The 12,460-nt window shown below is 68.3% G+C and carries 13 protein-coding genes; 6 read left to right on the forward strand and 7 right to left on the reverse strand.

What is annotated here, in order from left to right; genetic code table 11:
- Window positions 1-2: 2 nt before the first annotated feature.
- From rsmG to hemE, 6 genes are all read right to left on the reverse strand, one after another.
- Complete coding sequence (gene rsmG, locus C6569_RS18015; RefSeq protein ID WP_425440684.1) at window positions 3-665, reverse strand: 16S rRNA (guanine(527)-N(7))-methyltransferase RsmG; 663 nt, start codon at window positions 663-665, stop codon at window positions 3-5.
- Window positions 662-2,524 carry a tRNA uridine-5-carboxymethylaminomethyl(34) synthesis enzyme MnmG gene (gene mnmG, locus C6569_RS18020; protein WP_106750177.1) on the reverse strand — a complete coding sequence of 621 codons (1,863 nt, stop codon included), beginning with the start codon at window positions 2,522-2,524 and terminating at the stop codon, window positions 662-664. Before mnmG ends, rsmG begins: the two co-directional genes overlap by 4 nt.
- 122 nt (window positions 2,525-2,646) lie before the next feature.
- On the reverse strand, window positions 2,647-3,960 hold the full coding sequence (gene mnmE / locus C6569_RS18025) for a tRNA uridine-5-carboxymethylaminomethyl(34) synthesis GTPase MnmE (protein ID WP_181313807.1): 1,314 nt from the start codon (window positions 3,958-3,960) through the stop codon (window positions 2,647-2,649).
- Window positions 3,961-4,030: 70 nt separating this feature from the next.
- Window positions 4,031-5,296, reverse strand: coding sequence for a transcription termination factor Rho (rho, locus tag C6569_RS18030; protein WP_106751115.1), 1,266 nt, complete (start codon window positions 5,294-5,296; stop codon window positions 4,031-4,033).
- 240 nt (window positions 5,297-5,536) lie between these two features.
- Complete coding sequence (gene hemJ / locus C6569_RS18035) at window positions 5,537-6,061, reverse strand: protoporphyrinogen oxidase HemJ (protein ID WP_106750179.1); 525 nt, start codon at window positions 6,059-6,061, stop codon at window positions 5,537-5,539.
- A gap of 23 nt (window positions 6,062-6,084) precedes the next feature.
- Entirely contained in the window at window positions 6,085-7,122 is a 1,038-nt protein-coding gene (gene hemE / locus C6569_RS18040) for a uroporphyrinogen decarboxylase (RefSeq protein WP_106750180.1), read from the reverse strand.
- 378 nt (window positions 7,123-7,500) lie between these two features.
- On the opposite strand from hemE, the gene C6569_RS18045 reads away from it, so the two are divergent.
- The 6 genes from C6569_RS18045 (at window position 7,501) to C6569_RS18070 (ending at window position 11,779) form a co-directional block, all read left to right on the forward strand.
- Complete coding sequence (locus tag C6569_RS18045) at window positions 7,501-8,352, forward strand: pyruvate, water dikinase regulatory protein (RefSeq protein ID WP_106750181.1); 852 nt, start codon at window positions 7,501-7,503, stop codon at window positions 8,350-8,352.
- Window positions 8,349-8,945 (forward strand): Maf family protein, encoded by a 597-nt coding sequence (locus C6569_RS18050; RefSeq protein ID WP_106750182.1) that lies wholly within the window; start codon window positions 8,349-8,351, stop codon window positions 8,943-8,945. The genes C6569_RS18045 and C6569_RS18050 overlap by 4 nt, the downstream gene beginning before the upstream one ends.
- The gene (locus C6569_RS18055; protein WP_106750183.1) at window positions 8,942-9,772 is read left to right on the forward strand and encodes a shikimate dehydrogenase; all 831 of its coding nucleotides are present in this window, start codon (window positions 8,942-8,944) and stop codon (window positions 9,770-9,772) included. Before C6569_RS18050 ends, C6569_RS18055 begins: the two co-directional genes overlap by 4 nt.
- Window positions 9,773-9,774: 2 nt before the next feature.
- Window positions 9,775-10,371: a dephospho-CoA kinase gene (coaE, locus tag C6569_RS18060; RefSeq protein ID WP_106750184.1), complete on the forward strand. Its 597-nt coding sequence runs from the start codon at window positions 9,775-9,777 to the stop codon at window positions 10,369-10,371.
- Window positions 10,371-11,099, forward strand: a complete 729-nt coding sequence (gene dnaQ / locus C6569_RS18065) for a DNA polymerase III subunit epsilon (protein ID WP_106750185.1) — start codon at window positions 10,371-10,373, stop codon at window positions 11,097-11,099. Before coaE ends, dnaQ begins: the two co-directional genes overlap by 1 nt.
- Window positions 11,100-11,182: 83 nt before the next feature.
- Complete coding sequence (locus tag C6569_RS18070) at window positions 11,183-11,779, forward strand: class I SAM-dependent methyltransferase (RefSeq protein WP_106751116.1); 597 nt, start codon at window positions 11,183-11,185, stop codon at window positions 11,777-11,779.
- A gap of 7 nt (window positions 11,780-11,786) precedes the next feature.
- Here C6569_RS18070 and pdeM read toward each other — a convergent pair whose 3' ends face one another.
- Entirely contained in the window at window positions 11,787-12,458 is a 672-nt protein-coding gene (gene pdeM, locus C6569_RS18075) for a ligase-associated DNA damage response endonuclease PdeM (RefSeq protein ID WP_106750186.1), read from the reverse strand.
- Window positions 12,459-12,460: the final 2 nt, after the last annotated feature.

A 12,460-nucleotide genomic window follows, 5' to 3' on the forward strand; every position in this document is an offset into this window, starting at 1 on the left:
GGTCACGTCCGATCTGGAGGTCTTGCCGTGCTGGCGGAGAGATCGCCGATCACGAGGATTCGGCCCCGCGTCTCCGTCACGCTCGGGATCGATTGATGCGTGAATCTCCAATATTTAGCGGCCTCCGTCAATTCGGATACCACATCTTGCCCCTTCGGAAAGATTCCGACAGCGCCAGTTTTCAACAGGGGATTGGCGAGGCGCAGGAGATCCGTCAACGGGGCGAGAGCGCGGGCGGTGACGACCTCGGCCTGTAAGGGCTCCCGACCCACCACATCCTCGATGCGCTTGGACCAGACCCGCACCGGGACGCGCATCTGCCGCGCCGCCTCCTGAAGAAAGGCGGCCTTGCCGAGCTTGCTCTCGATGCAATGGATTTCGGCGCCGTCCCGGCCCTTGAGCGCCGCGGCGATCACCAGGGCGGGAAGCCCGCCGCCAGACCCCATGTCGACCCAGCGAAGCGCGCCCGGCGCCAACCGGACGAGCTGCAGGCTGTCGGCGACGTGCCGTGTCCAGACGGCGTCGAGGGTGGATGCGGAGACGAGATTCTTCGTCGGATTCCAGCGTCGCAGCAGCGAGACATAGAGCGCGAGAGCTTCGGCTGTTTCACGTGAAACAGGGACGCCGGCCTGATTCGCCGCTTCCAGCGCCTGCTCGATGCTCACGCCGCGCTCTCCGCCCTGCGTGCCCAGACAGCGATGAGTGTCAGGGCGGCAGGGGTCATACCATCCATACGCGCGGCCTGGCCGAGCGTGCGCGGTCGATGGGCCCTGATTTTGGCACGGATCTCGTTGGAGAGGCCGGGAAGAGCATCGAGGTCCAGCCGCTCCGGGAGGGCCAGGTTCTCGTCTCGCCGCTGCGCGTCGATCTCCGCCTGCTGGCGATCCATATAGACGGAATAATGGGCGTCGATCTCCACCTGCTCGGCGATGGCGGGCGGCACCTCGGCCAGGGCAGGCCAGACGCGGCAAAGGTCAGCCCAGCCGATATCGGGCCGCGACAGCAATTCGAAGGCGGACCGCCGGATGCCGTCCTGGTTGATGGCGAGCCCCGCCGCGGTCCCCTGGTTCGGCGTCAGGGTGAGGGAGGCGAGCCGGCTCCGGGCCGCCTCCAGGGCCTCGATTTTGTGACGGAAGCGAATCGACCGCTCATCTCCCACGCAGCCGAGTTTCAGTCCCACGGGGGTCAGGCGCTGGTCGGCATTGTCGGCCCGCAGGGCCAGGCGGAACTCCGCCCGTGAGGTGAACATGCGGTAGGGCTCGGTAATGCCGCGGCTGGTGAGGTCGTCCACCATGACGCCGAGATAACCCTCGTGCCGCGCGATGGTGATCCCATTCCCCCCGCCGGCCGACAGCGCCGCATTGAGGCCGGCGAGCAGGCCCTGCGCGGCCGCCTCCTCGTAGCCGGTCGTGCCGTTGATCTGCCCGGCGAGGAACAGGCCGGGAAGGCGCCGGGTCTCCAGCGTCGGCTCCAGCTCCCGTGGATCGACATGGTCATATTCGATGGCATAGCCGAAGCGCTTGATCGACACCCTTTCGAGACCGGGAATCGAGCGCAGGAAGGCGGTCTGCACATCTTCCGGCAGGGAGGTGGAGAGACCATTCGGATAGACGGTGGGATCGTCGAGCCCTTCGGGCTCGAGAAAGATCTGGTGGCCGTCGCGGTCGCCAAACCGGACGATCTTGTCCTCCACCGAGGGACAATAGCGCGGGCCGACACCCTCGATCCGCCCCGAATACATGGCCGACCGGCCGAGATTGTCACGGATGATGGCGTGGGTGGCCGGGGTCGTGCGGGTGATGCCGCAGGCGATCTGCCGCGTGGTGATCTGGTCGGTCAGGGTGGAGAAAGGTTCCGGATCCGAATCGGCCTCCTGCATCTCGACCGCGGACCAGTCGATCGTCCCGCCATCCAGACGGGCCGGCGTGCCGGTCTTCAGGCGCCCGAGCGCAAAGCCTGCCGCCTCAAGGCTCCGGGCCAAGCCGATGCTCGGCGCATCGCCGTCGCGCCCGGCCGGCCACTGCCTTTCCCCGAGGTGAATGACGCCGCGCAAAAAAGTACCCGTGGTGATGACCACGGCACCGGCGACGATGCGCTCCCCCGAGCCGAGGGTGACGCCTGCCACCCGCCCGTCCTTCAGGATGAGATCGTTGGCCTCCCCCGTGACGAGGGTCAATCCCTGCTGCGCCCGCAGCACCGCCTGCATCGCGGCGGCATAGAGCTTACGATCAGCCTGGGTTCTCGGGCCGCGCACGGCGGGACCCTTGCGCCGGTTGAGCATCCGGAACTGGATGCCGGCCTGATCGGCCACCCGGCCCATCAACCCGTCAAGGGCGTCGATCTCGCGAACGAGATGGCCCTTCCCGAGCCCGCCGATGGCCGGGTTGCAGGACATCGCGCCGATCGTCTCGAATCGCTGGGTGACGAGGGCGGTGCGCGCGCCGAGGCGGGCTGCCGCCGCTGCCGCCTCGCAGCCGGCATGACCACCGCCGATCACCGCAACGTCAAAGTGCCTGTTGCTCATCGTCTCTCGTCCTGTGCCCGTCATACCGGGCCAACAACGGTCGGGCAATGGATCCTTGCTCGGAGGGAAATGTTGCGGAAGCGAATCGACTGTTTCACGTGAAACACCCGCGGCCGCGCCGCTCACTTTCCGATGCAGAACGCGGAAAAGAGCCGATCCAGCATGGCCTCTGTACCGACCCGACCCCGCGCACGCCCCAGCGCAGCCAGGCCCTGGCGCAGGCGCTCAGCCACCAGTTCCGGCTCCGCATCCCAGTCACCGACGGCGAGGGCGCCGCCCAGGGCCTCCGACAGCTCCTCGACGATCAGCCGATGGCGCTGGCGGACGATGATCGCGGGCTCTCCGCCGGTACGATCGGCCGCGAAGGACGTCAGGGCCGCCACCAGCCCTGCCATCCCCTCGCCCGTCACGGCGGAGATGCGATGGACCACCGACGGTAGCGCCGGCGTTTCGCGGTCGATCTGCGTCTGCACCAGCCAGACCGCGCCCGGGCCCGTGGGCGCCCTATCGACGGGGTCGCCCGCCGTCAGCCAAAGGGTGAGGTCGGCGCCGGCAATCCTCTGCCGGGTGCGCCGGATCCCTTCCGCCTCCACCGGATCGGCCGTCTCGCGCAGACCGGCCGTGTCGACGAGGACCACCGCGGCTCCGGCGAGATCGAGGTGCACCTCGAGACTGTCGCGGGTCGTCCCCGCCTGAGGCGAGACGATGGCGACGTCCCGCCGGGCGAGGGCATTGAGCAGGGTTGACTTGCCCGCGTTGGGCGGACCGGCAATGGCGACAGTCACCCCGTCGCGGACGCGCTCTCCCCTGTCGGCGGAGGCGAGCAGGGCTGTGACCTCCTCCCGCAGGGCGATCAGCTCGCGGCGCGCCGTGTCGAGCGCCGCACCGGTAACGTCGCCTTCGTCGGGAAAATCGATCGTCGCTTCCACCTGCGCGAGGATGGGCAGGAGCTTCGCCTGGAGCCGGTCGGCCTCGGAGGTCAGCCGGCCCGCGAAGAGCCCATAGGCCTGACGCCGCTGCGCCTGGGTTTCGGCCCGGAGCAGGTCTCCGAGCCCCTCGACCTCCGCGAGGTCCAGCCGCCCGTTCTCGAAGGCGCGGCGGGTGAACTCGCCGGCCTCGGCCGGCCTGACACCCGCAATCGCCAGAGCAGCGTCGAGAACCGCCGCCACCACGGCCCGGCCGCCATGGACCTGAAGCTCGAGTACATCTTCGCCTGTAAAGCTGTGCGGGGCGGTAAACCAGAGGAGCAGACCGCGGTCGAGCGGCTCTCCAGACCGGGGATCTGCAAGGGTCGCGAGGGTCGCGCGGCGAGGTGGAGGAAGCCGCCCGGCCAGACCGGTAGCGACCGAGCCGGCCTCGGGGCCGGATACGCGGATGACCGCGACGCCGGAGAGGCCCGGTGGTGTCGAGACCGAAGCGATCGTCCGGGGGATCATGGCGATGTCCCGCTGTTTCGCAGGCGAATCGGACGGGTGCCCATCCGATTCGTTTCGCTCGTGAATCGGATCAGGTGTTCATCGAGTCGAAGAAGTCGCTGTTCACCTTGGTCTGGCGCAGCTTGTCGAGCAGGAACTCGATGGCGTCGACCGTGCCCATCGGATTGAGGATGCGGCGCAGCACGTACATCTTCTTGAGGATGTCCTGCGGCACCAGCAGCTCTTCCTTGCGGGTGCCCGAGCGGGTGATGTCGATGGCGGGGAAGGTGCGCTTGTCCGCCACCTTACGGTCGAGAATGATCTCGGAATTGCCCGTGCCCTTGAACTCCTCGAAGATCACCTCGTCCATGCGGCTACCGGTGTCGATCAGCGCGGTGGCGATGATGGTGAGCGAGCCGCCCTCCTCGATGTTGCGGGCGGCACCGAAGAAGCGCTTCGGCCGCTGCAGGGCATTGGCGTCGACGCCGCCGGTCAGCACCTTGCCTGAGGACGGCACCACCGTGTTGTAGGCGCGGCCGAGGCGGGTGATCGAATCGAGCAGGATGACGACGTCGCGCCCGTGCTCCACCAGGCGCTTGGCCTTTTCGATGACCATTTCCGCCACCTGGACGTGGCGCGTGGCCGGCTCGTCGAAGGTCGAGGAGATGACCTCGCCGTTCACCGAGCGCTGCATGTCGGTGACCTCTTCCGGCCGCTCGTCGATCAGCAGCACGATGAGGTAGCATTCCGGGTGGTTGCGGGTGATCGACTGGGCGATGTTCTGCAGCAGCACGGTCTTGCCGGTGCGCGGCGGCGCCACGATCAGGGCGCGCTGGCCTTTGCCGAGCGGCACCACCACGTCCATGATGCGCGCCGAATAGTCCTTCTTGGTCGGGTCCTCGGCCTCCATCTTCAGCCGCTGGTTCGGATAGAGCGGCGTCAGATTGTCGAAATTGACCTTGTGCCGGGCCTTTTCCGGCTCCTCGAAATTGATCCGGTTGACCTTGAGCAGGGCGAAATAGCGCTCGCCTTCCTTCGGCGAGCGGATCTGGCCCTCCACCGTGTCGCCGGTGCGCAGGCCGAAGCGGCGGATCTGCGAGGGCGAGACGTAGATGTCGTCGGGGCCGGCGAGATAATTGGCGTCCGGCGAGCGGAGGTAGCCGAAACCGTCCTGCAGCACCTCGACGACGCCCTCGCCGATGATGTCGGTCTCCTGCGAGGCGAGCTGCTTGAGGCAGGCGAACATCAGCTCCTGCTTGCGCAGGGTCGAGGCGTTCTCGACCTGAAGCTCCTCGGCGAAGGCAAGGAGCTCCGTCGGGGACTTCGACTTGATGTCCTGGAGTTTGATCTGCTGCATCGGAACCACAAATGGCTGGAACGGCCGGGGGCACGGAACTCGGGACGAAGGTCCGGGCCGGATCGGGGAAGGCGACTGATTGCAGATCTGGGGCCGGGACCTGAGAACGCGGTCGCCGTCCGGGCGCGGGCCATGCTCTTCGGGAGAGCCGCCTCGCAAGACCCTGTCTGCGTGAGGAGGGAATTCCGCAATAAGCCCTGATCCCAGCGATTGCAAGTCCCGCCGCCGGACCGCGCCTCCTCAGAAGGGCTTCACGATCACCAGGATGACGATCAGCACCATGAGCGCGGTGGGGACCTCGTTCATCATCCGCCAGAACCTGTGGCCGCGGGTGTTGCGGTCCTGCTCGAAGCGGCGAACCGACCCGGCGAAGAAGCCGTGGACGCCGGAGAGAAGGACGACGAGGGCGATCTTGCCGTGCAGCCAGCCGCCCCGGAAGCCGAACACCTGCCAGGCGAGCCAGAGGCCCGCCACCCAGGTCACGATCATGGCGGGGTTGATGATATATTCGAGGAGCTTGCGCTCCATCACCTTGAACGTCTCGGAGGTCTCCGAGCCCGGCGTCGCCTGGCTGTGATAGACGAACAGTCGGGGCAGGTAGAGCATGCCGGCCATCCAGGAGATCACCGCCAGCACGTGCAGCGTCTTGATCCAGGCAACGGCCCCGACCGGCGCCAGCGCCCCGAGCAGGACGACGCCGACCAGCGTGATCACCAGGGCGAGTGCGGCCCGAATCATCCGCCGGCGCGGCGTCATGGCCGACATGTCCGAACCGCCCTGTCCAACCGTCACCGTGCCGTCCTCCAGGCTCTGACCCGCGCCACCATGCGCTCGACATGGGCGATCGGCGTCGGCGGCAGAATGCCGTGGCCGAGATTGAAGATCAGCCGCCCCGGCCCATAGGCCTCGAGCGTCGCATCGACGGCCCGGTCCAGCGCTTCGCCGCCCGCCAGCAGCGCGATGGGATCGACATTGCCCTGCACCGCCACCTGCGGCTGGATCTCCCGGCTGACGAAGGCGGCATCCGCGGTCCAATCGAGCCCGACCGCATCAGCTCCGGTGCCCGCCACCATCATGGCCAGCCGCGTTCCCGCGCCCTTCGGGAACACGATCACCGGAATGTCGGGTGCCGCCGCCTTCACGCCGGCGACGATCCGGCCGATCGGCTCCACCGACCAGGCCCTAAACTGCGCCTCCGGCAGAACACCGGCCCAGGTGTCGAAAATCTGCACCGTCTCGACACCGGCCCGGATCTGACCGAGGAGATAGGTGATCGAGGCCTCGACGATCAGGTCGATCAGCCGCGAGAAGCCTTGCGGGTCGCGATAGGCGAAAAGCCGGGCCGCCACCTGGTCGTCGCCGCCCCGGCCCGCCACCATGTAGGTCGCTACCGTCCACGGCGCCCCGCAGAAGCCGATCAGCGTCGTCGCCGGGGGAAGCTGCTCCCGGATGCGCGCCACCGCCTCGTAGACCTTGCCCACGATGGCTTGGTCCAGCGCATCGGCCAGGCGCGACAGCCCGCCCGCATCCACTAGCGGGTCGAGCCGGGGACCCTCGCCGGCCTCGAAGGCCACCGTCTGGCCGAGAGCGTGGGGAACCACCAGAATGTCGGAGAACAGGATGGCGCCGTCGAAGCCGAAGCGGCGCAGCGGCTGCAGCGTCACCTCTGCCGCCAGCTCGGGATTGAAGCAAAGATCGAGGAATGAACCGGCCTTCTCCCTCACCTCTCGGTATTCCGGCAGGTAGCGCCCGGCCTGCCGCATCATCCAGATGGGCGGGGAGGCCGCATGGCCGCCCTTCAGGACGGCGAGAAGAGGCTTGTGCACGGTCGCTCCCTGATCCCCTCTTTCCCTTCTAACTTGATGAAAGAGAGTCTTCTTCGATTCCTTGACACTGGATTACGAGAAGACAGATCCCTTCACAAGTTGTCCACCGATCCTGCCGCGGCCCATCCGCCGCCCCGCCGCCGGCCGCGGCCATACCGGGCCACGCAAGCCGTTGATTTCACCGAGCTAACGCAAAGGCCTCGTACCGTGGCGGCCGGCCATCCCGAACTTATCCCCGCCTCCGCCCGGGCGCTCCCCGCCCGGCCATGGCTGGGGACGGCTTTGGGATGAACCTGGTCGGCCCCCTTGCGGACGGGCGTCTTCCATGGCCTTTTCCCTTCTCGTCCACAGCCCCGACCGACTTCATACAGAGCGCTGATGCCGCATCGTCGCGAGAGCTACTTCCATCTCCATCTCGTGTCGGACGCCACCGGCGAGACCCTGATGACGGTCGGTCGCGCAGCGGCTGTCCAGTACTCGACCGTCTCGGCCATAGAACACGTCTACCCCCTCGTGCGTTCCCAGAAGCAGCTCGACCGCGTGCTCAGCGAGATCGAATCGAGCCCCGGCATCGTCCTCTACACCCTGGTCGACCAGGAACTGACCGACCGGCTCAATGCCAAGTGCAAGGAATTCGGCTGTCCCTGCCTCTCGGTTCTCGCGCCCATCCTGTCCATGTTCCAGAACTATCTCGGCGCCGCCTCGACCCCCCGCGTCGGCGCCCAGCACGTGCTCAACGCCGAATATTTCCAGCGCATCGACGCGCTGAACTACACGATGATGCACGATGACGGGCAGCTTCCCGAGAACTGGGAGGAGGCCGACGTCCTCCTCGTCGGCGTGTCGCGCACGTCGAAGACGCCGACCTCCATCTATCTCGCCAATCGCGGGGTGAAGGCTGCGAACATCCCCCTCGTGCCCGGCATTCCCCTGCCCGACGCCATCTGGTCGCTGAAGAAGCCGCTGATCGTCGGCCTCTTCGCCAGCCCCGAGCGGATCGTCCAGATCCGCGAAAACCGCATCCTCACCCTCAACGCCCCGCAGGACCGGTCGAGCTATGTCGACCGGGTGGCCGTGGCCGAAGAGATCGCCCAGTCGCGCCGGCTCTTCGGCACCAACAACTGGCCGATCATCGACGTCACCCGCCGCTCCATCGAGGAAACGGCGGCCGGCATCATTTCGCTCCTCAAGGACCACCGCCGGGCCCTCGACGACAAGGCGCGGGCATGACGCGCCTCGTCCTCGCCTCGAAATCGGCGGCGCGCGCCGCCATGCTGCGTCAGGCCGGCCTCGCCGTCGATCTCACTCCCGCCGACATCGACGAGCGCGCGCTGGACGAGGCGCTCGCCCGCGAGGGGCGCGATCCCGCCGCCATTGCCCGCGCCCTCGGCGAGGCTAAGGCCCTCGCGGTCAGCCGCGCCCATCCCGAGGCGGTCGTGATCGGCGCCGACCAGACCCTGGCGCTGGGGCCGCGGCGCTTCTCCAAACCCGTCGACCTCCAGGCGGCCCGCGCCAATCTCCTCGCCCTGCGCGGCCGGACCCATCATCTCCATTCCGGCGTCGCCCTGGCGCGCGGCGGCACCATCCTCTTCTCGGCCGTGGCTTCCGCCGCCATGACCATGCGGCCCTTCTCGGACGCCTTCCTCGACGCCTATCTCGCGGGAGCCGGCGAGCGCCTGCTCTCCTCCGTCGGCTGCTACCAGCTCGAGGCCGAGGGCATTCAGCTCTTCGAGCGGATCGAGGGGGACTATTTCACCATCCTCGGCATGCCGCTGCTGCCGCTCCTTGCCGCTCTCCGCACCCTGGGGATCGCCGCCACATGATCCGCGCCTGCTGTATCGGGTGGCCGGTCACCCACGTCCGTTCGCCGCTCATCCACGGCTTCTGGCTGAAGCGCTACGGCATCGACGGCGCCTATGGCCGTGAGGCGGTGGAACCCGGCGGCGTCGCCGCTTTCCTGCACGGCCTGGGGGATCGCGGCCTCGCCGGCTGTAACGTCACCATTCCCCACAAGGAGGCCGCCTTCGCCACGATGGACGAGGTCGATCCAGGCGCCGTGGCGGTTGGCGCGGTCAATACGGTCTGGCTGGACGGGGGCCGCCTCGTCGGCATGAACTCGGACGTGATCGGCTTTCTGACGAATCTCGACCAGCAGGCGCCCGGCTGGGACCGCGAGGTCGACCAGGCGCTCGTCCTCGGCGCCGGCGGCGCCGCCCGCGGCATCGTCCATGGCCTTCTCTCGCGCGGCGTGCCGGTCGTCACGCTGGCGAATCGATCCCTTGGAAAGGCCGAGGCCATCGCCGCTGGCCATCCCCGCGCCGTCCGGCCGCTCGCCTGGCAGGACCTGCCGAAAGCGCTCGGCGAGGCCGACCTTCTCGTCAACACCACATCCCTCGGCATGGTGGGCCAGCCGCCGCTCGACCTGCCTCTGGACGGCCTCAAGCCCTCCGCCATCGTCTCCGACATCGTCTACGTGCCGCTGGAGACCGAACTTCTCGCCCGCGCCGCGGCCCGCGGCCATCGCACCGTCGAGGGGCTCGGCATGCTGCTCCACCAGGCTGTTCCGGGTTTTGCCCGCTGGTTCGGTGTTACGCCGGAGGTGACGCCGGACCTACACGCCCATCTCGCAGCCAACATCCTGGGGCATTGATCATGTTCGTGCTCGGCCTCACGGGCTCCATCGGCATGGGCAAGTCCACCACCTCCGCTTTCTTCCGGGAGGCCGGCATACCGGTCCACGACGCCGACGCCACCGTCCACCGGCTCTATGCCGGCGCGGCGGTCGGCCCGATCGCAGAGGCCTTCCCTGGCGTGGTCGTCGACGGCATCGTCGATCGCACCCGGCTCGGGGCCCTCGTGCTTGGGGACGGAGCCGCCATGAAGCGGCTCGAGGCCATCGTCCATCCGCTCGTTGGCGCAGCCGAAATCGCCTTCCGCGGCCGGATGCGGGCCGCCGGCCATCCTCTCGCCGTGCTGGACATACCGCTCCTCCTGGAAACCGGCGCCGAGCGGCGGGTCGATGCCGTCGCCGTCATTTCCGCGCCGGCAGACGTGCAGCGCGCCCGCGTGCTGGCCCGCCCCGGTATGACCGCGGAGAAGTTCGCGGCCATCCTCGCTCGTCAGATGCCGGATGTGGAGAAGCGCCGCCGGGCCCATTTCGTCATCGAATCGGGCTATGGTCTGGACGCCGCGCGTCGCCAGGTCGCCGATATCGTCCGGGCGCTGGCCGGCAGCCGCAGGAGCCATTGATGCGCGAGATCATTCTCGACACCGAAACGACCGGCCTCGACCCGCTGCGCGGCGACCGGCTCGTCGAGATCGGCGGGATCGAGCTCATCAACCATTTCCCGACGGGGCGCACCTACCACGTCTACATCAATCCCGAGCGCGACATGCCGGAGGAGGCCTTCCGCGTCCACGGCCTGTCGGCGGAGTTCCTGGCCGACAAGCCGCGTTTCGCCGATCTGGTCGCGGATTTCTGGTCCTTCGTCGAAGATGCGACCCTGGTCATCCACAACGCCTCCTTCGACATGGGCTTCATCAACGCCGAACTGAAGCGCACCGGCCGGCAGCCCTTCCCCATGGACCGGGTGGTCGACACGCTCGCCATGGCGCGCCGCCGTTTCCCGGGGTCTCCGGCGAGCCTCGACGCCCTCTGCTCCCGCTTCGGCATCGACAATTCACGGCGGACCCGCCACGGCGCTCTCCTCGACGCGGAGCTCCTGGCGGACGTCTATATCGAGCTCATCGGCGGCCGGCAGGCCTCCTTCGGCCTCGCCGAGGCCGCGAGCGCGACCCGCCGCGCGGCGCGCGGCCAGGCCATCGCCCTCCAGCGTCCCGTGCCGCTGGCGCCGCGCCTGACGGAGGAGGAGATCCGCGCCCATGCTGCCTTCATCCTCGACTTGGGTGACAAGGCGATCTGGTATGACCAACTGCCGCGTCCCCCCGCCGAGCCCGCCGCCTTGACCCCCCGGTGACATACCGATACCAATGACGCCCTCGTGACAGGGCTCGTGGGGAGCTCGTCTTCATCGGGCCGATGATGGTCGACCATACACCCATGAGCCGTGCAGCCGTCCTACGCCGACCCGAACAGCGGCGGGACGACGATGCGCGCTTCCTCAAGAACTGGCTGAAAAATCCCCTTCGCATGGGCGCCGTGGCGCCCTCCGGGCCGATCCTCGCCCGCCGCATGGCGAGCTATGTCGACCCCACGGGCACAGGCCCGGTCATCGAACTCGGACCGGGCACAGGAGCCATCACCGCGGCCCTGGTCGCACGCGGGGTCGATCCCCGCCGCCTCGTCCTGGTCGAATATTCCATGGAATTCTGCCGTCTGCTGCGGGAGCGCTTTCCCGCCGCGACCGTCGTTCACGGCGATGCCTATACGCTCAGCCGCACCCTCTCCGGCCGGCTTGCGGAACCTGCCGACGCCCTCGTCTCGGGCCTGCCGCTGATGACGCGGCCCGAGCCCATCCGCCTGAAGCTGCTGAACGATGCCCTGGCGCTGATGAAGCCGGGCGCCCCCTTCGTCCAGTTCACCTATTCGGTGACCTCGCCCATTCCGATCAAGGGCGGTGCCTTCACGGCCCATCCGTCCGAGCGGATCTGGCGCAACATTCCCCCCGCCCGCGTCTGGGTCTATCAGCGCTCCTAACGGCCGTTCAAGCCGCGACCCGGTAGGCGCGCTGCTGGCCCAGCGCGAAAACCGTCATGCGCCCGGGAAACAGCGACCGGATCGCCGGTGCCCGGATGTCGAGCCCGCCGGTGAAAGCGCCGAAGGCCGGCATCACGATCCGTGTTTCACATGAAACGAAGGCCTTGCGGCGCAGGCTGCCGCCGCGCGCCACCACGGTCACGCAGGGGTGGAGATGGCCGGCGATCTCGGGGCCCGCCGGCGCGGCGGTCGGTTCGTGGGCGAATCGAACGGCACCCTCGACGATTTCCGCGCAGCACTGACCGGGCAAGGCACCGTCGAGCACGGGGTCGTGGTTGCCGGCGATCCAGATCCAGTCGCGGCCGGCCTGGAGGCTGCGCAGCGCGGCGAGATCGGGCGCCGCCATGCGCGTCGGTCCGGCCCTGTCGTGGAAACTGTCGCCGAGCGAGATCACCGCCCTCGGCCGATAGCGGGCGATCACCGCGGCGAGCGTCGCCAGCGTCTGCGCCGTATCGTAAGGCGGGATCAGCGTGCGCCGGGCCGCCAGCGACGATCCCTTCTCCAGGTGCAGGTCGGACACGACGAGCAGCCGCGCCGCCGCGCACCACAGCGCCCCCGAGGCATCGGCGACGAAGGGGCGGCCGGCAAGGCTGATCACGGTCTCGGCGGTCGAGGTCATTC

Source organism: Phreatobacter cathodiphilus (genome assembly GCF_003008515.1).
GTDB lineage: Bacteria > Pseudomonadota > Alphaproteobacteria > Rhizobiales > Phreatobacteraceae > Phreatobacter > Phreatobacter cathodiphilus.